The organism is Brevundimonas sp. (genome assembly GCF_031412435.1).
Lineage (GTDB): Bacteria > Pseudomonadota > Alphaproteobacteria > Caulobacterales > Caulobacteraceae > Brevundimonas.
The window spans coordinates 1-20996 of the sequence record NZ_JANODA010000067.1 but is presented as its reverse complement, the minus strand read 5'-3'; the positions used below and the strand labels follow the sequence as shown (position 1 = coordinate 20996).

22 protein-coding genes are annotated in these 20996 nt (G+C 66.5%); 16 read left to right on the top strand and 6 right to left on the bottom strand.

The window, feature by feature from the left end:
* Positions 1-256: 256 nt before the first annotated feature.
* From RMO01_RS13160 to ptsN, 9 genes are all read left to right on the top strand, one after another.
* Complete coding sequence (locus RMO01_RS13160) at positions 257-871, top strand: ribonuclease D (protein WP_309629514.1); 615 nt, start codon at positions 257-259, stop codon at positions 869-871.
* Positions 868-1524 carry an LPS export ABC transporter periplasmic protein LptC gene (lptC, locus tag RMO01_RS13155; protein WP_309629513.1) on the top strand — a complete coding sequence of 219 codons (657 nt, stop codon included), beginning with the start codon at positions 868-870 and terminating at the stop codon, positions 1522-1524. Before RMO01_RS13160 ends, lptC begins: the two co-directional genes overlap by 4 nt.
* Before the next feature lies 1 nt (position 1525).
* Complete coding sequence (locus RMO01_RS13150; protein WP_309629512.1) at positions 1526-2017, top strand: LptA/OstA family protein; 492 nt, start codon at positions 1526-1528, stop codon at positions 2015-2017.
* 6 nt (positions 2018-2023) lie between these two features.
* Positions 2024-2815 carry an LPS export ABC transporter ATP-binding protein gene (gene lptB, locus RMO01_RS13145; protein WP_309629511.1) on the top strand — a complete coding sequence of 264 codons (792 nt, stop codon included), beginning with the start codon at positions 2024-2026 and terminating at the stop codon, positions 2813-2815.
* A gap of 34 nt (positions 2816-2849) precedes the next feature.
* Entirely contained in the window at positions 2850-3929 is a 1080-nt protein-coding gene (locus RMO01_RS13140) for a LuxR C-terminal-related transcriptional regulator (RefSeq protein ID WP_309629510.1), read from the top strand.
* A gap of 98 nt (positions 3930-4027) precedes the next feature.
* Positions 4028-4381: a hypothetical protein gene (locus RMO01_RS13135; RefSeq protein ID WP_309629509.1), complete on the top strand. Its 354-nt coding sequence runs from the start codon at positions 4028-4030 to the stop codon at positions 4379-4381.
* Positions 4382-4497: 116 nt separating this feature from the next.
* Positions 4498-6000 (top strand): RNA polymerase factor sigma-54, encoded by a 1503-nt coding sequence (gene rpoN / locus RMO01_RS13130; protein ID WP_309629508.1) that lies wholly within the window; start codon positions 4498-4500, stop codon positions 5998-6000.
* A gap of 74 nt (positions 6001-6074) precedes the next feature.
* Positions 6075-6740, top strand: coding sequence for a ribosome hibernation-promoting factor, HPF/YfiA family (hpf, locus tag RMO01_RS13125; RefSeq protein ID WP_309629515.1), 666 nt, complete (start codon positions 6075-6077; stop codon positions 6738-6740).
* An 88-nt stretch (positions 6741-6828) separates the two neighbouring features.
* Complete coding sequence (ptsN, locus tag RMO01_RS13120) at positions 6829-7299, top strand: PTS IIA-like nitrogen regulatory protein PtsN (RefSeq protein ID WP_309629507.1); 471 nt, start codon at positions 6829-6831, stop codon at positions 7297-7299.
* 87 nt (positions 7300-7386) lie between these two features.
* Here the strand turns inward: ptsN and RMO01_RS13115 are convergent, their stop codons facing one another.
* On the bottom strand, positions 7387-7653 hold the full coding sequence (locus RMO01_RS13115) for a DUF1150 family protein (protein WP_309629506.1): 267 nt from the start codon (positions 7651-7653) through the stop codon (positions 7387-7389).
* 83 nt (positions 7654-7736) lie between these two features.
* Positions 7737-8153 (bottom strand): Hsp20 family protein, encoded by a 417-nt coding sequence (locus tag RMO01_RS13110; protein ID WP_309629505.1) that lies wholly within the window; start codon positions 8151-8153, stop codon positions 7737-7739.
* 184 nt (positions 8154-8337) lie between these two features.
* On the opposite strand from RMO01_RS13110, the gene rfbB reads away from it, so the two are divergent.
* From rfbB to rfbA, 3 genes are read left to right on the top strand one after another with little or no spacing between them, the layout of a single operon-like run.
* Positions 8338-9405, top strand: a complete 1068-nt coding sequence (gene rfbB / locus RMO01_RS13105; RefSeq protein WP_309629504.1) for a dTDP-glucose 4,6-dehydratase — start codon at positions 8338-8340, stop codon at positions 9403-9405.
* Entirely contained in the window at positions 9398-10288 is an 891-nt protein-coding gene (rfbD, locus tag RMO01_RS13100; RefSeq protein WP_309629503.1) for a dTDP-4-dehydrorhamnose reductase, read from the top strand. Before rfbB ends, rfbD begins: the two co-directional genes overlap by 8 nt.
* Positions 10285-11169 (top strand): glucose-1-phosphate thymidylyltransferase RfbA, encoded by an 885-nt coding sequence (rfbA, locus tag RMO01_RS13095; RefSeq protein WP_309629502.1) that lies wholly within the window; start codon positions 10285-10287, stop codon positions 11167-11169. The genes rfbD and rfbA overlap by 4 nt, the downstream gene beginning before the upstream one ends.
* 1 nt (position 11170) lies before the next feature.
* Here the strand turns inward: rfbA and RMO01_RS13090 are convergent, their stop codons facing one another.
* From RMO01_RS13090 to RMO01_RS13080, 3 genes are all read right to left on the bottom strand, one after another.
* A complete protein-coding gene (locus RMO01_RS13090) occupies positions 11171-12526 on the bottom strand; it encodes an HlyD family type I secretion periplasmic adaptor subunit (RefSeq protein WP_309629501.1) in 1356 nt (451 codons plus the stop codon).
* Positions 12523-14253: a type I secretion system permease/ATPase gene (locus RMO01_RS13085; RefSeq protein ID WP_309629500.1), complete on the bottom strand. Its 1731-nt coding sequence runs from the start codon at positions 14251-14253 to the stop codon at positions 12523-12525. Before RMO01_RS13085 ends, RMO01_RS13090 begins: the two co-directional genes overlap by 4 nt.
* A 154-nt stretch (positions 14254-14407) precedes the next feature.
* Entirely contained in the window at positions 14408-14959 is a 552-nt protein-coding gene (locus RMO01_RS13080) for a hypothetical protein (RefSeq protein WP_309629499.1), read from the bottom strand.
* Between the two features lie 166 nt (positions 14960-15125).
* Between RMO01_RS13080 and RMO01_RS13075 the strand changes: the two genes are divergently transcribed.
* From RMO01_RS13075 to RMO01_RS13060, 4 genes are all read left to right on the top strand, one after another.
* A complete protein-coding gene (locus RMO01_RS13075; RefSeq protein WP_309629498.1) occupies positions 15126-15668 on the top strand; it encodes a hypothetical protein in 543 nt (180 codons plus the stop codon).
* Between the two features lie 163 nt (positions 15669-15831).
* Positions 15832-16161 carry a hypothetical protein gene (locus RMO01_RS13070; RefSeq protein WP_309629497.1) on the top strand — a complete coding sequence of 110 codons (330 nt, stop codon included), beginning with the start codon at positions 15832-15834 and terminating at the stop codon, positions 16159-16161.
* Between the two features lie 88 nt (positions 16162-16249).
* Positions 16250-17218: a class I SAM-dependent methyltransferase gene (locus RMO01_RS13065; protein WP_309629496.1), complete on the top strand. Its 969-nt coding sequence runs from the start codon at positions 16250-16252 to the stop codon at positions 17216-17218.
* Between the two features lie 533 nt (positions 17219-17751).
* Positions 17752-19116: a site-specific integrase gene (locus RMO01_RS13060; RefSeq protein ID WP_309629495.1), complete on the top strand. Its 1365-nt coding sequence runs from the start codon at positions 17752-17754 to the stop codon at positions 19114-19116.
* A 29-nt stretch (positions 19117-19145) separates the two neighbouring features.
* Here RMO01_RS13060 and RMO01_RS13055 read toward each other — a convergent pair whose 3' ends face one another.
* Complete coding sequence (locus tag RMO01_RS13055; RefSeq protein ID WP_309629494.1) at positions 19146-20597, bottom strand: integrase arm-type DNA-binding domain-containing protein; 1452 nt, start codon at positions 20595-20597, stop codon at positions 19146-19148.
* Positions 20598-20996 lie beyond the last annotated feature (399 nt).

Here is a 20996-nt window from a genome sequence, read left to right as displayed (position 1 = left end):
GCGGCCCAGCTCACCCACAGCCCAAAAGGCTCAGGGGTCATCGGCCCCTCCGCCGACAGTCCGCCTGGCGCGCGAACGCCAGGCGGACGTCCCGGAAGACAGACCCAGAATAAACATTCGCCAACACACAAGGGGTCACGCCGACTCTCACCGACCAGCAGCAAAACCCCTCACCCTTTCGCGCAAGTCCGATCGCTTCGCTCTCGGGCGCTCAAGCCCTCTCCCGCAAGGGGAGAGGGACTGCTAGACCCCGTCCATGACCGTTTATCTGCATGAAGGCGACCTCCCTGACGGCCTCGACCTGGGCTCCGAGGTCGCCGTCGATTCCGAGACCATGGGACTGCGCTTCCGCCGTGACCCGCTGTGCGTGGTCCAGCTGTCGGCCGGGGACGGCGACGCCCATGTCGTCCGGCTGGACCGGCCCGGCTACGATTGCCCCAACCTGAAGCGGCTGATGGCCGATCCCGACGTGCTGAAGATCTTCCACTTCGGCCGGTTCGACATCGGCATGGTCGAGCTGCATCTCGGGGTCGAGACGCGGCCGGTCTATTGCACCAAGATCGCCTCCAAACTGGCCCGGACCTATACCGACCGGCACGGGCTGAAGGACGTGGCGCGCGAGATGGCGGGTATCGACCTGTCCAAGGCGCAGCAGTCTTCCGACTGGGGCGCGCCGGAACTGTCGCAGGCCCAGCTGGAATACGCGGCCTCTGACGTCCTGCACCTGCACGTGATCAAGACCCGGCTGAACGAGATGCTGGTCCGCGAGGGCCGGATGGAGCTGGCCCAGGCCTGTTTCGACTTCCTGCCGGTCCGCGCCCGTCTGGATCTCCGCGGCTGGGATGAGATGGATATCTTCGCGCACACATGACCTTCGATCCGGCCGACGACAGGAAGCGCGCCGACGAGGCGAGGCTGGCCCAGCAGGCCGGTCGCTGGCGTTCGCGCTCCCGTCGGGTCCAGTTGTATCGCCGCCTGCTGCCGATCCTGATCGTGGTGCTGGCGGGCGGCGCCCTGACCTGGACCGTGTTCCGCACCGTCATGTCGGGCGTCGAGCGCGAGGCCAGCCAGTCGAAGGAAATCCGCCTCGACAACCCCATGTTCCACGGCCAGGACGCGGCGGGTCGGTCCTTTATCATCGGCGCCCAGGGCGCGGTGCGCGATCCGGCGACGGGGCGGTTCCGGCTCAACGGCCCGGTGCTCAGGCTCAATCTCGGCGGCACCAAGGTGACCGAAATGACCGCAGACGCCGGCATCTACAATGAGGCCGAACGCACGGTGACGATCGGGCCGAACGTGCGCATTTCCGACGGCGGATCGGGGTTCACCCTGACGACGCCGGAGGCCGTGGTCGATACGGCGACGGGCGTGGTGACCGGCGACAAGGGCGTCGACGGACGCGGACCCCTTGGAACCATCTCGGCAACGTCCTATGCCATCCATGAACAGGGCCAACGGGTCGTGTTCAGGGGCTCTGGCGATAACAAGGTGCAGGGGACCATCAACCCCGCTTCCGGTGAATGACATGAAGACCAGCCACCTCATCCTGACCGGCGCGAGCGTCCTGGCCCTGGGCCTGGGCGGCATGGCCGTTGCGCAGACGCGCTCGAGCGTCAGCAACCAGCCGATCGGTTACGGCGCCGACACGGGCGAGTTGACCAATACCGCCGTTTCTCTGCGCGGCCGGGCCGAGATCACCCAGGGTGACACCCGTCTGCGTGCGAACGCCATCGAGGGCGTGCGGGACGCCTCGGGCGGCCTGACGCGGATCGAGGCGACGGGTGAGGTGTATTATGTCACCCCGAATGAGACGATCCGGGGCGACCGGGCGATCTACACCGTCTCCAACGCCACGGTCGTGGTGACCGGCGATGTGATCCTGACCCAGGGTCAGAACGTCCTGACAGGCGGCAGCCTGAGCTACAACGTCGACACCGGTCAGGCGCGGATCCAGGGCGGGACCTCGGCCAACGGCGGCCGGGTGCGCGGCGTCTTCTATCCGCAGGGCGCTGACTAGCCCGCGATGGCCCGAAAGGAACTCTCCGCCCTCAACCTGGACGACCGCGAGGCCCCGGCCGTCGCGCCCCGGCCCGCGCCCGAGAAAGGCCTGAGGGTCCGCAACATCGCCCGGGCTTTCGGCGCGCGTCAGGTCGTGTCGGACGTGTCCCTGACGGTCCAGCGTGGCCAGGTGGTGGGCCTGCTGGGCCCCAACGGCGCCGGCAAGACGACCTGCTTCTACATGATCACTGGCCTGATCCCGGCCGACAGCGGGTCCATCTGGCTGGACGGCGAGGACATCACCGCCCAGCCGATGTACCAGCGCGCCCGCATGGGACTGGGCTATCTGGCCCAGGAAGCCTCGATCTTTCGCGGCATGACGGTCGAGCAGAACGTCATGGCCGTGGTCGAGCTGAACGAAACCGGCAAGGCGATCGAGACCGAGACGACCCGTCTGCTTGAGGAACTGCATATCGATCACCTGCGTCACGCCCCGGCCACCGGCCTGTCGGGCGGCGAGCGTCGCCGGGTCGAGATCGCGCGGTCACTGGCCGGCAAGCCCAGCTTCATGCTGCTGGACGAACCGTTCGCCGGCATCGACCCCCTGGCCATCGCCGACATCCGCCAGGTGATCCGCTATCTGGCCGGCGAGGGCATCGGCGTCCTGATCACCGACCACAACGTCCGCGAGACGCTCGACATCATCGACCGCGCCTCGATCATCTCGAACGGTAGCGTGCTTTTCGAGGGCACCGCCGACGAGGTCATCCACGACCCCGAGGTGCGCCGCGTCTATCTGGGCGATCTTTACGGCTGACGTATAACGTCGTCAGATGAAGTCGGAGGACGCCGTGCACACCGATTTCATCGACCGCATCTACGAGTGTTCCGTCGTTCCGGAGCTCTGGCCCGAAGTTCTGGACGAGATCGCCGGCCTGACGGAATCGCGTGGCGGCCTGTTGTTCTCGGCCCGCAAGGTCCTGCACTGGACGGCCTCGGATACGGTCCGCGAGATCTTCTCCGACTATGTGAACGACGGCTGGTTTGCCCGTTGCAGTCGTCGCGTCTGCATCATGAACGCCAACGAGCCGTCCTTCTTCACCGAGCAGGATTTCTGGAGCGAGGAGCAGATGGGGACCGATCCCATCTACCGTGACTTCTTTCGGCCCCGGGGGCTCGGCTGGTCAGCGGGGACGGCCCTGCGGGTTCCGAGCGGCGACAACATCGTCTTCAGCATCGAACGGACGCTGGAGCGCGGGCCGATTGAGCGGGATCACGTCGAAAAGCTCAACGAACTGCGCCCGCACCTGGCCCGCAGCGCCCTGATCAGCGCCCGGCTGGGTCTGCAGCGGGCCGAGGGGGCGACTGATGTCCTGACCGCGCTCCGCCTGCCCGCACTGCTGCTCGACGACACCGGGCGGGTCGTCGAGGCCAATGAGATGATCCAGGCGATGGCCGATCAGATCGGATTCCGCGCGGGGAACAGGATCCTTCTGACCGACCGTGCGGCCAACGAGACCCTGTTCGCCATGCTGGGCGCCATCGGCACGCCGGACGGCGCGCGATCCTGCAGCCTGCCGCTGCGGGACGGTCTGTCGCAGCCGGTGGGCGTGCTGCACATGCTGCCGGTCAGGCGCACGGCCTGCGACCTCTTCGGCCACGCCTATGCCCTGCTGGTCCTGACACCCATCGGGACCGACAAATCGCCGTCCGCCGATCTGATGCGGTCTCTGTTCGACCTGACCCGGTCGGAAGCGCGGGTGGCGCGGGGGCTGGCGGCGGGCAAGACGGCCGAAGAGATTGCGATGGAGGGCGAGGTGGCCATCACCACCGTCCGCTCCCAGGTTCGCCGCGTGCTGGAAAAGACCGGCTGCGGACGTCAGGCCGAGGTCACCGCCCTGCTGGCCGGACTGGCTCTCGGCACGGCCTAGGCGACGATTAGAGCCGCGGACCGCGTCATCAATCTGGATGACGACAGGGTCTTCGCAAGCGTCGAGCGTCCACCAGACCTGTTCTGGAGCACACGACCATGAAAAACGCCTTCAAAGCCACTGTCGCCCTCGCCGGTGTTCTGGCGCTCTCCGGCTGCGCCGACCTCGTCACCGGGGGGCCGCTTATCCGTCCGGGCGAACCGCTGGGCGCGATCCGGGTGGTCAACGCCACGGGCGGTCAGCTGAACGCCATCCTGATCTCGGCCTGCAGCGCCTCGACCTACGGCCTGAACCGCCTGCCCAGCGGCATGGCGATCCCGAACGGCGGCGCCTACGACTTCACCGTCTCGGCGGGCTGCTGGGACGTGGCGGGCGGCACGATCGGCGTCGGCGACGCTCGCGGTCGGATGCAGGTGCAGCCCGGCCAGGTCTTCACCTTCCGGATCTACTAGGATCGGGCGCAGGTCGTCTGAGGTGCATGCCTCGACGCGTGAAAGCCGGCGTTAACCGGTCGCGTTCATCCTGACAGCAAGTTCCGGGCCACAACGGCCCTCGGGGGGACATCAGGGTGATCGGTCAGAGGCTCGAGGTTCGGCAGGGGCAGGGGCTGGTCATCACGCCCCAGCTGCAGCAGGCGATCAAGCTGCTGCAACTGTCGAACCAGGAGCTGGACGAATACGTCGAGGCTGAGCTCGAGAAAAACCCGCTGCTCCAGCGCGAGGAGCCGGAGGCCGGCGCCGAGGTCGAGCGCGAGGCGCCGGCCGATTCGACCGAACTGAGTTTCTCTGAGGCCGAGGCGTCCGACCGGTCCTCGACCGTCGATGCGCGCGAGGACGACGTCTATGGCGACGCCACGCCGGGCGAGCGCACCTCCGACCGCCTCTCCGATGAAGCCGCAGAACAGCCGGGGTTGTCGGACTGGTCCGCAGCGGGCAAGGGCGGATCGTTCAACGACGGCGATGGCGGCGAACGCCCCGAGCGCCACGATCCCACCCTGTGGGAGCATCTGCAGGAACAGGCGTCCTCGGCGGGGTTCTCGGCCACGGACCATGCCATCGCCCTGTCGCTGATCGACGGAGTGGATGAGGGCGGCTACCTGCGAGGCGAACTGGCCGAGATCGCTGACCGGCTGGGCTGCGGCCTCGAACGGGTCGAGACGGTGCTGACCGTCTGTCACGGCTTCGAGCCGACGGGCGTCATGGCGCGGTCGGTGCCCGAATGCCTGAAGCTGCAGCTGGTCGAGCGCAATCGCTTCGACCCGGCCATGGGCGCCCTGCTCGACAACCTCGACCTGCTGGCCCGGCGCGACCTGACGGCCCTGCGCACTGTCTGTGGCGTTGATGCCGAGGATCTGTCGGAGATGATCTCCGAGCTCAAGGCCCTGACGCCCCGGCCGGGGGCGGGCTTCGCCGGCGAGGTCGCCCAGACGGTGATCCCCGACGTCCATGTGCGGCCCGATCCGGCCGGCGGCTGGCGGGTGGAGCTGAACTCCGACACCCTGCCGCGTCTGCTGGTCGACAAACGCTATCACGCCTCGGTTTCCGCCGGTGCGCGGACCGAAACCGAGAAAGCCTTCGTCGCCGACTGCGCGGCCCAGGCCAACTGGCTGGTCAAGTCGCTGGACCAGCGGGCGAAGACGATCCTGAAGGTCGGGTCCGAGATCGTGCGCCAGCAGGACGCCTTCCTGGCCTTCGGCGTGGAGTTCCTGCGGCCGCTGAACCTGAAGACCGTGGCTGACGCCATCGGCATGCATGAGTCGACGGTCTCAAGGGTCACCTCGAACAAATATGTCTCGACCCCGCGCGGGGTGTTCGAGTTGAAATTCTTCTTCACCGCAGCCATCCAGGCGACCGACGGCGGGGCGAGCCACTCGGCCGAGGCCGTCCGTCACCGGATCAAGTCGATGATCGACCACGAAGGCCGCGACGGCGACGTTTTGTCCGACGACCGGATCGTCGAGATCCTCAAGGAAGCCGGCATCGACATCGCCCGCCGCACAGTCGCCAAGTACCGGGAAGCGCTCAGGATTCCGTCTTCGGTCGAGCGTCGGCGAATGCTGAAGACCGGCTGACCGAACAACAAAGCGTGACTGTAAAATCGGCGTTCCCGATTGACACCTTTCGCGCGCGGTCGCGTTCTATCGACATGCAAGTCCAAGTCAGCGGCAAGCAAGTGGATGTCGGCGAAGCGTTAGGCTCGCGCATCTCCCAGGAACTCGAAGACGGAGTCGGAAAATACTTCGAACGCGGCGGCCAGGACGCCGAGGTCGTGGTGTCCAAGGACGGCCACGGCTTCAAGGTGGACTGTTGGGTCCGCCTCGCATCCGGGCAATCGCTCGTCACCACAGGCCTCGGCGGGGACGCCCATGCGGCCTTCACCGACAGCCTCGAAAAACTTGAGAAGCGGGTGAGGCGCTACAAGCGCCGGCTCAAGGATCACCATATCGGACCCAAGGGCCTGTCGCCCGAGAAGACTGAAATGGCGGCCGCTTCGGTGGCTCGCAGCATCGTGCTGCGAAATCCCGACGATGACGTCGAGGATTCGATGTTCGACACCGCCGGCGACGATGATGGCCCCCCGCCCGTCGGCATGGTTATCGCCGAGAGCGTTTCGGAAATTCGCACGATCACGGTCGGTCGCGCGGTTCTGGAACTCGACATGACCGGCTACCCCGTCGTGTTCTTCAAGAACGCGGCGCATGGCGGCCTGTCGGTCGTCTATCGTCGCCCCGACGGCAATGTCGGATGGATAGATCCTGAACGCACCGCGTCGTTGAACGGACACGGTTCAGTAAACGGTTCTGGCGCATAAGGCTTCCCAGGGGCGCGCGAACCGTCTAGACGGCGCGCGCCCCTCCAGCGGGGGCTGCCCACAACCTCGAGTATGAGTCGGGACGATCATGGATATCGGGGAACTGCTGGTTCGGGACGGAATCGTCCTGAAAAGCGGCGCGTCATCGAAGCGGCAGGCCCTGCATGTGCTGGCCACCGCCGCGGCCCATGCCATGGGCCAGGACGAGATTCGCGTCTTTGACGCCTTGATGGAGCGTGAAGCCCTCGGTTCCACCGGTCTCGGTTCGGGCGTGGCGGTTCCGCATGCGCGTCTGGCCGGTCTGGACAGCGTCAAGGCGGTGTTCGTGCGCCTCGACACGCCGGTGGCCTATGACGCCGTCGACGATCGCCCGGTCGATCTGATGTTCGCCCTGTTCGCCCCCCCGCGCGATGGCGCCGAGCACCTGCGCGCTCTCGCGGCGGTTTCGCGAGCGCTGCGCTCACCGGAGCTGCGCGAACAACTGCGTCAGGCCCGGACCGAGGACGCGATCCACGCCCTGTTTGTCCGCGACGCCAACGTCCCGGCGACGGCGGCGTAAACGTCGTTTTTGGGACGCTGCCGCGCGCGACGCGGTCGCTTGCGGCTTGAGCGCGATTCCACGCTCACTTTGCTCGAAGCTTGAGCGCTAGTGCACCGACACCGGCGCCAGTTCATGCGCCACAGCGGCTGCGAAGGCGGTCTCCCGGTCCATCATGACAGCCAGCCGCTCGCCGTCGGCGCTGTGCACGGCGTAGAGGGTCTGATCGGGATCGATCACCAGACCCTTGGCGTCTTCCAGCGGCCTGTCTGAGATCGCATCCGCCATCACGTCGGCGGCGGTGATCGCGCGCACGTAAACCAGATCGGGCGCGCCCAGGCCGGCGAAATCTTTGTTGGTCATCATCGGCGTCATAAAGACCGCCTCCTTTTCAATAGGACAACGCCCGGACGCCCTGCAGGTTCGCAGGGCGCGTCATAGCGAGGTTATTCAGGTGATCAGCCGACGCTAATCGGGATACGCCGCACCGGCTCGACATTCTCGGGCCGGAGCAGATCGACATGCAGCAGGCCATGCTCCAGCCGGGCGCCCTCGACCTCCAGACCATCGGCGAGGACGAAGCTGCGGACGAACCCGCGCGCCGCGATGCCGCGATGCAGGAAGGCCTGGTCCGGCGAGACGCCGTCGCGCTTGCCGGCGATCGTCAGCTGACGCCCCTCGATCGTGATGGCCAGGTCGTCGGGCGCAAAGCCGGCCACGGCCAGTGAGATGCGCACGGCGTCGTCGCCCATCTGTTCCACGTTATACGGCGGATAGCTCTCGGCTGCGGCCTTGGCGGCGCGGTCGATCAGGGCGCGGGTCTGGTCGAATCCCAGAAGGAAGGGGCTGTCGAACAGCACGGTTCGGGTCGTCATGGTTCAGTCCTCGACAAGCGACTGCGGCTTGAAGCCCCCCGGGATCGGCGAGGCGTCGGCCATGATCCGATATGGGCAGGCGGGGCGGGCGGAGCAAGCCCGATCACCGGCGCCACTGGTCGGGGTCGTTTCCCGCCTCTAGAAACAGCGATGAACCGGAATGGTCCGGGGCGAAGGGGCGGGCTTGGCGGCATCTCGGATTCTGGTCGCGGGCGGCGCGGGCTTCATCGGCTCGGCCCTGACGCGCGAGATGATCGCGAATTCGGACGCCCGGGTCCTGGTGTTCGACAGCCTGACCTATGCGACCAGTCCAGCCGCCCTCGACGCTGTGCGCGCCAACCCGCGCTTCGCCTTCGTGAAGGGCGACATTGCCGACGCGGACCTGGTGCGTTCGACGATCGAAGGCTTCGCGCCCGATGTGATCATCAATCTGGCGGCCGAGAGCCATGTCGATCGCTCGATCGACGGACCGGGGCCGTTCGTCGACAGCAATGTCGTGGGGGTGTTCGTCCTGCTCCAGGCGGCGCTTGACCACTGGCGCGGTTTGTCGGGCGAGGCGGCGGCGAACTTCCGTTTCCATCAGGTCTCGACCGACGAGGTGTTTGGATCGCTCGGCCCGAGCGGCGCCTTCGACGAGACGACCCGCTATGACCCCCGCTCGCCCTATTCGGCGACCAAGGCGGCGGCCGACCACCTGGTTCGCGCCTGGGGTCACACCTACGGCCTGCCCGTCGTGGTGACGAACTGCTCCAACAACTACGGCCCCTTCCAGTTTCCGGAGAAGCTGATCCCGCTGATGATCCTGCGCGCGCTCTCCGGTCAGAGCCTGCCGGTCTACGGCGACGGCCTGCATGTCCGCGACTGGCTGCACGTCGACGATCACGTCTGCGGCCTGCGTGCCGCGTTCGAGCGGGGAACACCCGGTGAGACCTATGTGTTCGGCGGAGGGGCCGAGCGGACCAATATCGATCTGGTGCAGACGATCTGCGCCGCCCTCGACGACCTCGCCGCGCGCCCTGACGGTCGGCCTCATGCGGAGGCGATCGCCTTCGTCGCGGATCGCCCCGGCCATGACCGGCGCTATGCCGTTGATCCATCCAAAGCCCGGGCCGAGCTAGGCTGGTCGGCTCAGGTCGCGTTCGAACAGGGCATCCGCGACACGGTCGCCTGGTATCTGGAGCATCGCACCTGGTGGGCGGCGATCGTCGCCGAGCGCGACGCCGTGGCCCGGCGGGGACTGGCCGGTGGGTGAGCGGGTTCACATCCTGATCGCCGGCGGCCACGGACAGGTCGGGCAGGCCCTGGCCCACGCGGTCTGGCCCGAAGAGGTGCGGCTCCACCGTCCGACGCGGACGGACCTCGACCTGACGAGCGAGGCCGCCCTGGCCGAGGCCTTCGCCCGCACCCCCTTCGCCGCCGTGGTCAACGCCGCCGCCTTCACCGCCGTCGATGCGGCGGAGGCGCAACCGGACGAGGCCTTCGTCGCCAACGCCGAGGTTCCCGCACGGCTGGCCGAGGCGACGCGCCGGGCAGGCATTCCACTGGTCCATATCTCGACGGACTGCGTCTTCGACGGCGCGCTGGACCGGCCCTACGCCGAGAACGACGCGACGGCCCCGATCAGCGTCTATGGCGCCTCGAAGCTGGCCGGAGAGGTCGCCGTCCTGTCCGGCAATCCGCGAGCGGCGGTGGTGCGGACGGCCTGGGTCGTCAGCGCCCGGGGCAGGAACTTCGTCCGGACCATCCTCGACGCGGCGGCGAGCCGGTCCGAGCTGCCCGTCGTCGCCGACGTGGTCGGCAGCCCGACCTCGGCCGACGATCTGGCCGGGGCGCTCGTCACCCTGAGCCTGGCCATGGTCGCCGCCCCGTCAGCGCCGACAGGCGTCTATCACTGCGTCAATGCGGGCGAGGCCAGCTGGGCCGGGCTGGCGGCCGAGACGCTCCGGCTGGCGGGCTCGCGCACGACCGTCGTCCCCATACCCGCCGCCGACCGCCCGGCTCCTGCTCCGCGCCCGGCCAATTCGCGTCTGTCCTGCGAACGGCTGGCGCGCGACTACGGGGTGACGATGCGGGACTGGCGGCTCGCCGTCGCGGACATCGTCGCCGAACTCCAACGACAAAGGGTCGCGCCATGAAGGGCATCGTTCTGGCCGGCGGCGCAGGGACGCGGCTGCATCCGATGACGGCGGTGACGTCGAAACAGCTGATGCCCGTCTATGACAAGCCTCTGATCTACTATCCCCTGACGACCCTGATGCTGGCGGGGATCCGCGAGATACTGATCGTCACCACGCCACGCGATCTGAACGCCTTCCAGTCCCTGCTCGGCGACGGAAGTCAGTGGGGACTGTCCTTTTCCTACCTCGCCCAGCCCACGCCCGGCGGCATCGCCCAGGCCTTTGTGCTGGGCGCCGACTTCGTGGCCGGCGGAGCGTCCGCCCTGATCCTCGGCGACAATCTTTTCCACGGCGACGGTCTGGTCGAACGGCTGCACAGCGCGGTGCGGGCGGCCGGGGGCGGCGGCGCGACGGTCTTCGCCCATCAGGTCAGCGATGCGGAACGGTATGGCGTCATCGGCTTCGACGCGGCCGGCCACGCGACCTCGATCGAGGAGAAGCCGGCGAAGCCGCGCTCCAACTGGGCCGTCACCGGCCTGTATCTGTACGACGCAGAGGTGGTCAACATCGCCGCCGGGCTGACACCCTCGGCGCGGGGCGAACTGGAGATCACCGACGTCAACCGCGTCTATCTCGAGCGGGGCCGGCTGACGGTCGAGCGGCTCGGGCGGGGCTTCGCCTGGCTGGACACCGGCACGCCCGAGAGCCTGCTCGACGCCGCCCTGTTCGTGCGCACGATCGAACAGCGCCAGGGGGTGAAGATCGCCTGCCCGGAAGAGGTCGCCCACCATATGGGCTTCATCGACGATGCGGCGCTGGAGACGGCGGTCGCCCGTACGGCGGGATCGGACTACGGCCGCTACCTGGCCCGCTATCTGGAACTCGGCCGCATCGGCTGACCTACTGTTCGGTGCCCGACCGCCACAGGTTCCGGGTCAGGGGTTCGGTCAGATAGGACAGGGCTGTCCGCTTCCTCAGCAGCACCACGACCTCGACCGGGAAGCCCGGACGGATCTCGCGCGCGGCCTGACCCAGCCGCTCCATCTCTGCCGGCGGCACGGAAATCTCGGCGCGATAGTGGCGGACGCCGGTCTGTTCATTGGTGAAGGTGTCGGGCGATAGCCGGGTGACGCGGCCATGAATTATCGGCGGGTCGCGCTCGCGCAGACCGGGGAACTTCACCTCCGTCTCCAGTCCGACGCGGACGTTGTCGATGTCCGCCGGATTGATCTCCGCCACGATGATCTGGGACGCGGCATCGGGCACGACCTCCATCAGCACCTGGCCGGGCTGGATGACGCCGCCCTGGGTGAACACAGCCAGCCCCACGACCTGTCCGGTCGCCGGGCTGCGGATCAGGCTGCGTTCGATCTGGTCGCGCAGGGAGGAAAGCCGCGGCTGGGTCTCGTTCAACTGAACCTCAATGGCGCGCAGTTGTTCGGAGACGTCCTCGTTCATCCCGGTGGTGATGGTCAGCATCTGCAGCCGGGTCTCGCCGATCTGCTGTTGCGTCCCGGCCACCTCGGCCCGGAGCGAACCGAGCTGGCCGTCGAGACCGGCGGCGTCGCGTTCCAGCGCCCGCACACGGGTCTGGGGCGCATAGCCCTGGGCCGCCAGCGACCGCAGCCCGTCCAGCTCCTCGCCGATCAGGCGGCGCTGCTCGATGTTGGACTCGATCTGGCGCTGATAGCCTTGAATCCGTTCCTCCAGCTGGCCGATACGCTGGCGCAGCACGCCGACCTCGGTCGATCGACCGGCCCTGCGGGCGCCGTACTGCAATCGTTGCAGTCGAATGGCCTCGTCGGCGAGGACGCGATCCTCGGGCGACAGGTTGGCGAACTCCGCCGGCACCGGGATGGAGGCCAGCTTGTCGCGCTCGGCGATCAGCCGGGCGCGCTGGGCGACCAGGGCATAGACCTGTCCGGCCAGACCCCGCTCGGCGGCGGTCAGCTCGCCGGTCGACAGTTCGACCAGGACCTGGCCCAACTGGACCTCGTCGCCCTCGGCGACGTGCAGGGCGGTCACCGTGCCCCCTTCGCGATGTTGAACCGCCTGACGATTGCCGGTCACGGCGACCTGGCCGGGCGCATAGGCGCCGGAATCGAGCGGCGCGATCGCCGCCCAGCCCAGGAACAGGACGAAGAACAGAACGATGATGATGCCGCCGAGGACCAGCTCGCGACGCGGCGAGGCGGTCTGCGGTTCCACATGACCGGGCCCGGAAGGCGCGGCGTCTGCCGGGGACGGGAGGCTCATCCCGCCTTGACCTCGTGCAGGCCGCCGGGGCGCGGACCGCGCATCCGGGCGAGGACCTCTTCCCGGAGACCTTCGACCTGAACCACGCCGTCGCGCAGCGCCAGCAGGCGATCGGCCTTGGCCAGCACGCCTGCGCGGTGGGCGACGATGACCACGGCGGCCCCGCGCGCGGCGGCGGCCTCGACGGCGGCGATCAGGGCCGTTTCGCCGTCCTGGTCGACGCTGGCGTTGGGCTCGTCGAGCACCAGCAGGACCGGGTCGCCGTAAAGGGCGCGGGCCAGGCCGATACGCTGCGACTGCCCTGCTGAGAGGCCGGCCCCTTGCGACCCCAGCACGGTGTCATAGCCTTGGGGCAGGCGCTGGATCAGGTCGTGTACCCCAGCCGCCATGGCCGCCCGCACGGCGGCGGCGTCGGTCTCGGCCGACGGATCGGCGAAGCGCGAGATGTTCTCCTTGATCGTGCCGGCGAACAGGGTCGGGTTCTGTGGCAGATAGCCGATGTGGCGGGCCAGAGCGTCCGTATCGCGCGCGCCGTAATCTGCGCCGTCCAGACGCACCGAGCCGCTATCCGGCGCCAGGGCGCCGGCGAGCACGCGCGCCAGTGTGGTCTTTCCTGATCCGCTGGCCCCGATGACGCCCAGCACCTGGCCCGGCTCGATCTTGACGGAGACGGCGCGTAGCTGGGGCGTCTCCGCGCCGGGCAGTCGGACGCCGATCCCTTCGACCGAGATGCGACCGGTCGGGGCGGGCAGGGCGGTCCGGGGCTGGCCGTGACCCGCTGTTTTGGTGAACAGCTCGATCAGGCTCTTCCAGCTGGTCCGGGCCTGGACCAGGGTCGGCCAGGCGCCGACCAGTTGTTCGATCGGCATCACCGCGCGGCTGAGCAGGACCGAGGAAGCGATGATCGCTCCGGGCGACATCTGGCCCCTGACCACCAGAAAGGCGGCGAGGCCGAGCGCGGCGGACTGCAGCGCCAGACGCACGAACTTGATCGCCCCGGAATAGCGGCCGCCTGTCAGCTGGGCCTCGGCCTGGGCGTCGGTGGCCGTGCGACGGCCGTCCAGTTGCCGGGCGATGATGGCCCGGCGCATGCCCAGGGCCTGGACCACCTCCGACTGACCGGACAGGGCTTCCTGGGCGGCGTAGGCGGCGTTGCCGGCCCGGCTCGCGCGACCCAGACGCGGCCGGGTGTCGCGCTCGTTCAGCCAGGCCAGGACGGCCAGAATGATCCCGCCGACCAGGGTCAGCACGCCGACGGCGGGGTGCAGCAGGAAGCAGCAGGCCAGATAGATCGGTGTCCAGGGCGCATCGAACAGGGCCAGCGCGCCCTGACCCGACACCGCGCCGCGCAGGGCGTCGAAATCGCGCAGGGCCTGAACCCCCTGTGTCCGGCCGCCCGCCTCGGTCACCCGGGCCAGGATCGTTCCGGCCAGATCGCGGTCCAGCTGAATTCCGGCCCGGATCAGGATGCGGGTCCTGAGCCAGTCCAGCGCCGCCAGCGACGCGAGCGCCAGAACGGTCACGGCGCTGACCAGCACCAGGGTCGTCAGTCCGGCGGTCGGCACCACCCGGTCATAGACCTGCATCATGTAGAGGGTCGGGGTCAGATAGAGCAGATTGACCAGGGCGCTGAAGGCCGCCGCGCCCATGAAGTGGACACGGCACTGCCTCAGCGCCGCAAACAGCGGCTCAGATCCGGGGCGTTTGCCGAGAAAGGCGTCCAGCACGGGTGCGATCGAGCTCCAATGGCCTGCTGTCGCGACGGCGCGGGCCGGGCTCAGCTATAGGCTCTAACGCCCGGACGACAAAGGCGATGTCACCGTCTGATTGATCAATGAACCGCCGGTCTTGTCGGCATCCGGCGCCGCCGGTCGCCGACCTCTATTGGCCGTCGGGAACCAGGGGCGCCATGGCTGCGCCCGACGCGGACGGCGTCGTCGCTGGCGGAGTCATCGCGTTCCTGGCCGCCGTGACCGCCTCGGCGAATGTCGCTGCCGCCGTGCGCGCGCCTTGAAGGTTCTCGCAAATGAATTCCTCATCCAGCGGCCATGCCGTGGCCAGGGGTGTCGGCTCCGTCTTGATGGGCACCGTGAAGATGGTCTGGCCATTGTGCAGGCCGATGGCCTCGACGAACTGTCCCGTGCCCGTAGCGCAGTCCAGGCGGGCCCTGACCCAGAAGACCTGGGCCTCCCTGGGTGCGCCTTCGAATCTGACGGGTTCGGCCAGAAATGTGAGCGACCAGGCCTCGGCGACCTCACCGGTCTTCGTCACGCTGTTGAGATCAAGAAGCGTAACCTCGGTAGGTGAGGCCATGGTGTAGACCATCTTGTAAGGCTCGCGCGGAGCGGCCTCCTGTGCGGCTGGCTGCGCCCTCTCACAGGCCACGAGGGCCAGCAGTCCGGTCAGGGCGACGGCGCGAAGCATCAACGACATGGCGTGTTCCTTACGACAGAGGGACTGATAGCTGTCATGACAGGGTTTCGCCAAGCGCGGTTTGATGGGCCCAGGCGCGCGGGCCGCTTGCGTCGAGCATGTCCGACATGGCTGGCCGACGAGGTGCGCCCGGCCTATCCTTCCTCTGCGCAATCAGGAACTTTCGATGATCCAATCCCCGGCGTTTGCCGCAGTCATGACGCTGTTCGCCACCATGGCGTCCGCACAGCCGGCGCAGGAGAGCGGCCCGCCGGCCGAACCCTACCGCATGGTCTATTCCATGGCCTCTACAGCCGAGGTGGTCCTGCTCGACCTGAACAGCGTGGACAGAACGGGCGATGTTGCGGAGGCCTGGTCGCTGGCGTTCCTGGCGGAGCCGACGCGCTTCGGCAACGCTCCCGAGCCGGCCCAGGTGTTCTGGGTGCGCGCCCGGATTGATTGCGGCGCCCGGGAGGGCCAATTCCTTCGGGCGATCGGGCTGAAGGACGGGCAACCCGTGTTCGATATCCCGATCACCGCCGATCCGACACCCCTGGAACAGGGTTGGGTGCTCGACGACGAGTTCATCTGCAAAGGTGTCGAGGCGACCCGGATCGCTGCAACGACGCTCGCCGAGGCGACTGCCGCCGCCGACGATGTCATGAAGCCTGACTCGTCAGCGGATGGCCCCCAGGTCAACGGGACTGCCGACGACACACTCCGAAACTGACCGGTGAGCGGCCGCCAGACAGGGTTGGAAGCCACCGGGGCTCGCGCTAGATTGCAAGGCGGCGGCGCTGGTCCCTTCGAATACCCGCTGTCGCAGCCTTGGCTGCACCGTTGCTGAAAACGACAAGACGAGAAAGATTTTGGCGAGTTTCTTTGCAATCATCATGGCCATCCTCGTGCAGGATTCGGCGACCCAACCCTCCACCGTTTCGGCCTTGGACGGCCCCCAGGCCGCCTATGCCGACAACATCCGCTGCATCGGCGTCTTGTACGTCGCCCAGCAGGACCTGAGGCAGCGCGACCCGCGCCAGCGCGAGATCATGAACTCGCTCACGGCCATCAACGGTCGCCTTGAGGAACACCTGGCGGCGGGCCACGCGGAGGAGGCGACGATCGCCGCAGATATTCAGCGGGCGGTCAACGACGCGAGGCCGATGAAGGCCGATGCCCTCGAAGACTGCTTCGCCGCGTCCGGCGCGCCTTCGGCGCCCTGACGCGCGGATGGCGGGATCGAGGTCGAAAAAGCGCTTTAGTGTCAGAAGCTTCTTGCGCCTGATCAGCGTTCCGTCGCATGAGCGACGGGTGTCCGATCCAGAAGAAGCACTCACACGCGACGACGTCGTTCAGGGTTACCGGCTGTTCCTCGGCCGCACCCCTGAATCCGACGACATCATCGACGCCCATCACGGGCATATGAAGACCGTTCAGGCCTGGCGGGACGCGCTCTTCAACAGCGAAGAATTTGTCGAGAGGCACATCAAACCGGCGACGGTTCAGGCCATGGATCAGGTCCTCTACGGACCTCCGCCTGCCGTCGATCACCAGGTCAGCGCCGACGTTCTCAAGGCGATGCTGGAACGCGTCCGGGAGCAATGGACCTCCTTGGGCGAGCAGGATCCCCATTGGTCGGTGTTGAGTTCGCCGGACTTCCGCAAGGCCAGCCTGACACCTGAAAAGATCGCGGATCTGAAGCGGTCGGGTCAGCGCGAAGCGCAGCTCATCGACGATTTCGAAGCGCGGGCGGGTGTCGCCCTTTCGCGCGGCACATGTGTCGAACTGGGGGCCGGCGTCGGTCGGATCACTCGCTATCTCTCGGAAAAATTCGAACGCGTGATCGCGGTCGATATTTCACCTGGCAATCTGGAACTCTGCGCCGAGTACATGGCCGAAGAGGGCGCGCACAACGTCGAATGCAGGCTGGTCTCCAGCTTCGAGGATTTCGATTCCCTGCCGGAATTCGACGTGCTGTTCTCGGTCATCGTGCTCCAGCACAATCCGCCGCCGATCCAGAAGCTGATCCTGCGATCCCTGTTCTCGCGCGTGCGGCCGGGCGGGGGCGTCCTGTTCCAGATCCCGACCCATATCCCCGGATACACGTTCGATGCAGAGAAATATCTGACCGAACCGCTCCGCGAGATCGAGATGCATAGTCTGCCGACCGCAGTGATCCTCGAGGAGATGCTCCGCTATCGACTTCGTCTGCTGGACGTTACGCCGGACCCCTTCATCGGTGGACTCGGCTCGTTCACCTTTTTCGCCGCCAAGTTCTAGGGCGAGCATTCCGTAACCCGCGTCGTCCGCCGGTGCGTCACTGGCGCGGCCGTCACGACCCCGCTCCGGTCTCATCCGATCGACCTTCCGGTGCTGGCGGGCGGCCGGAGCGCTCTCTGGAGAGACGCCGGGCCCGGACGCTGTGAGGGCCCGCTGACCCGGTCAGCGCCACGCGCACCTGCACGCCGCCGACAGTGCCGGCCACCGGGCAGCACCGAAAGATTCCAGGAAGTCATTCATCTACACACACTGGCCGGCCGGGCCCGGGTCGTGCGTTGGCGGGTAGCAAAAGGGGCTAGCAGTTTCCTGCTAGCCCCTTGGAAATTGGTGGAGCTTAGCGGAGTCGAACCGCTGACCTCTTGCATGCCATATCGACCTTTTGTCTTTTTCGCACCTGTTCAAAAGCTCTCATTCGGTTTCAAGGCATTGAATGAGTTGACGAAAAAATTCTTTCTGGCACCATGTGATAACGGTTGATTTGTTCTGAAAATCTGCTGTCTGTTACCTATACGGGGCCTCGAAAGGGACCGGAAATGCCCAGGCTGACGCGGAAACTGATTGCACAACTGGAGCCTCGAGAGGCCGAGTACACGGTGCGCGACACCGAGGTCATCGGCCTTGGGGTCAGGGTCTGGAAGACGGGCTCAAAGACCTTCACGCTCACCTATCGGCTGGGCGGCCAGTCCAGAAAACTGACCCTTGGAAGGGCCGACGCAAGCTACGCTCTAGAAGAGGCGCGCGACCGCGCGCGTTCCGCGCTCCAGGACGTTCGTAACGGCATCGACCCCCAAGCCGAGAAGGTTGCCGAACGGAGCGCAATGACGGTCGCCGCCATGATCGATCGATACATGACCGAAGGGCCAGCGTTTAAGCCGAACAAGAAGCAGGCGAGTTGGGCGACGAATCGAAGCCTGTTCGACTGCCATGTCAGGCCGCTTCTCGGATCCAGGCTCGCGCGGGATCTGACCAGGTTGGATATCGCGCGCTTCCAGCTTGAAGTTTCGCAGGGAAAGACCGCTCGCAACATGATGGTCGGGCATCGGAAGCGCTCGCTGGTGACCGGCGGCAAGCGCGTCGCGTCGCTTGCGGTTGCCACTCTTGGCGCTGCCTATGAGTTCTCGATTATGGCGGGCTATCTGAAGGACAATCCGACCAAGGGGGTTGAGCGGTTCCAGACTGTGCGTCGGGAGCGGTACCTATCGGAACGAGAGGTGGCGGCCGTTAGCGAAGCGGTCCTTGAAATCACACGCGAGGACGAGAGACTGTCCGTTATGGCGGACGCTGTTCGGCTGCTGATCCTGACCGGCTGCCGACGCGGCGAGATACTCGGTCTGCAGTGGGACTTTGTCGATTGGCGTGCTGGATGCCTCCGTCTCCCGGAGTCGAAGACGGGGGCGAAGACCGTCCCCCTCGCTGATGCCGCCATCAACATTCTTCGACGCCGCTGGGATGAATCTCGGCCGCTGGACGCTTCCCGTGGACACAACTCAGGTGATACCGCCATCTCTGAGACGCGCTCGAAATACGTCCTGCCCGCACTTAAAGGGTCGGGACATTACGTTGGTCTCCCCCGCGTGTGGGAGGACGTCAAGGCTCGCGCCGACGGCATAATGCGGCGCAGAGCGGCCGAAATCGGCGAGGACCCGAGAGACGTGAAGACGATGCTGAACGTCCGCATCCACGACCTCCGTCACAGCTTCGCGAGCTTCGCCATCGCCGATGGAGCGTCGCTGTTCATGATCGGCAAGGTTCTTGGACATAAGCAGGCGCGAACCACGGAAATCTACGCCCACCTGAGCGATGATCCATTGAAACTCGTCGCCAATAGAACCGGCCAGCGACTATCGGCGATGATGGGAATTGGCGTGGATTCCCTGGCTGCGGACGCCACGGCGTAAACACCTGAGACCTGCTTCCCCGGTCATCGCTACAATTTGCTCATGGCAAGCAGTTCCGTGATTAGCGCCCGGCGAAGCGCAGGATCGTCGCCGAGCCGCTTTCTCAAATCCTCGCCGATCGCTGAGGAGGCCGTGTCCGCTTCGGACGGCGGCACAGCGGGTATCGGTTCAAGGCCCACGATACTGCCCAACAGCGCTTCCCAAGCCGCAAGAGCGACGCGCTTCTCTTTTACATAATCGTATAACGCATAGGTGGTCAGCGTGACGGAAGCCGCCCCGCCAAGCTCGGTCGAGTGGCTTAGTAGCTTGCCGATCAGGAATGGTGACACGCCGAGCCGCTCGCTCGCCATGACTGTAGCTGCCGTACGCCGCAGGTCGTGCGGCGTCAGCCGCTCCAACCCAAGCGCCTCGCGCACATAGCGCAGGGCGTGCGTCAGCGCCGCTGGCGTGACGGGCTGCTTTCGATCGCGAGGGGACGGAAAAACGAAGGCTGAGGGCTCGACGTGACCATCGTCTGCGATCGCGATGGCGCGTCGGAAGAGAGCGACAGCCATTGGGCCGAGCGGCACGAGATGCGGTCTCCCGCTTTTGGTGCGGGTGCCCGGGATGAGCCAGACTCCGTTGTCGAGGTCGAGCTCCGTCCTCGCCGTTCCTGACACTTCGGCGCGCCGGACCATCGTGACCAGCAGAAGCTTGAGAGCGATGCTGACCGGCTCACCGACGAAGACCCGACCTTTGCTTTCGGACCCTGTCGGGCGGACAAGACCGGTCCTGTTGCTGAGCGCGGTCCACACGGTGCGAATCTCATCGTCGTTGAGCACGCGCTGGCGCGGGACCTCATCTCCCATCGCGGTCGTCTTGGCGACCGGATTGACGAGGATCCGCTCCTCCGCGATCGCAAAGTTGAACATCTGCCGGATTTGGGCTCGCACCTTGTTAGAGGTCGACTCCCGTCCAGTCGCGACAAGCGCCCTGAGCACCTTTTTGATCGCTGCGGGGGTTACTTCCTCCAGCGGCAGATCGCCAAGGTAGGGCCTGATGTGGCGCGTCCACAGCCACTTCTCGGCGGCAAGGGTCGAAGCGCGCTTCTTCTTCTTTCGGGGCTTCCACTCACCCAGCCGGCTAGCCATGAAATAGCTTTCAGCCAGATCAGTGAAGCTGTTGACCGCAACGGCCCTGGCCTCGGCCCGGCGCTGTTTGCGCTCGCCCGCCGGGTCGTCGCCATCGACGGCCTTCCGCCGGGCCTCGACGGCTCGGCCTCGCGCCTCCGACAGTCCGATGTCAGGATAGAGCCCCAGGTTGAGCCGGCGCTGCTGGCCGTCGTCGGTCCGGTATCGCACCATCCAGACCTTGCGGCCGGTGTCGGTGACCCGAAGCATCAAGCCCGCGCCCATCACATGCTGATCGAACACCTCAAGGCGCTTACCCCGTTCAGCCGTCACGGTGGCGACGTAACGATCGGTGAGTTTGACCTTGCTCATTGGCGCACCTCTCCGGCACGACAGACTTGGGTTTCGCGTGCCCCACGAACGGTTAGACGAAAAGTCTTAGAATCGCTTTGGGGCACATATGGGGCACAGAAAATCTGCAAACCAGAGAAACGGCCTGAAACGCCCGGAAGCCACTTTCTAGCAAAAGTTACTCTAAAAACAACGAGCTATGAAACCATCCGTGTTCTGATGAAACCGAGTGAAAATGGCCAAAAAATTCCCTACGAATCTGAGGGTCGGACGTTCGAATCGTTCCGGGCGCGCCATTCTTTGCCGGGGTCCAACCAGTTGTGACGTCCGACAGCGGCACTGCTGCCGACTTCGACTGATTTGATCGTCGACCCCGGCCCGCAGCCGCACGGTGACCGTTCTATCGAAACGCTCTCCCGG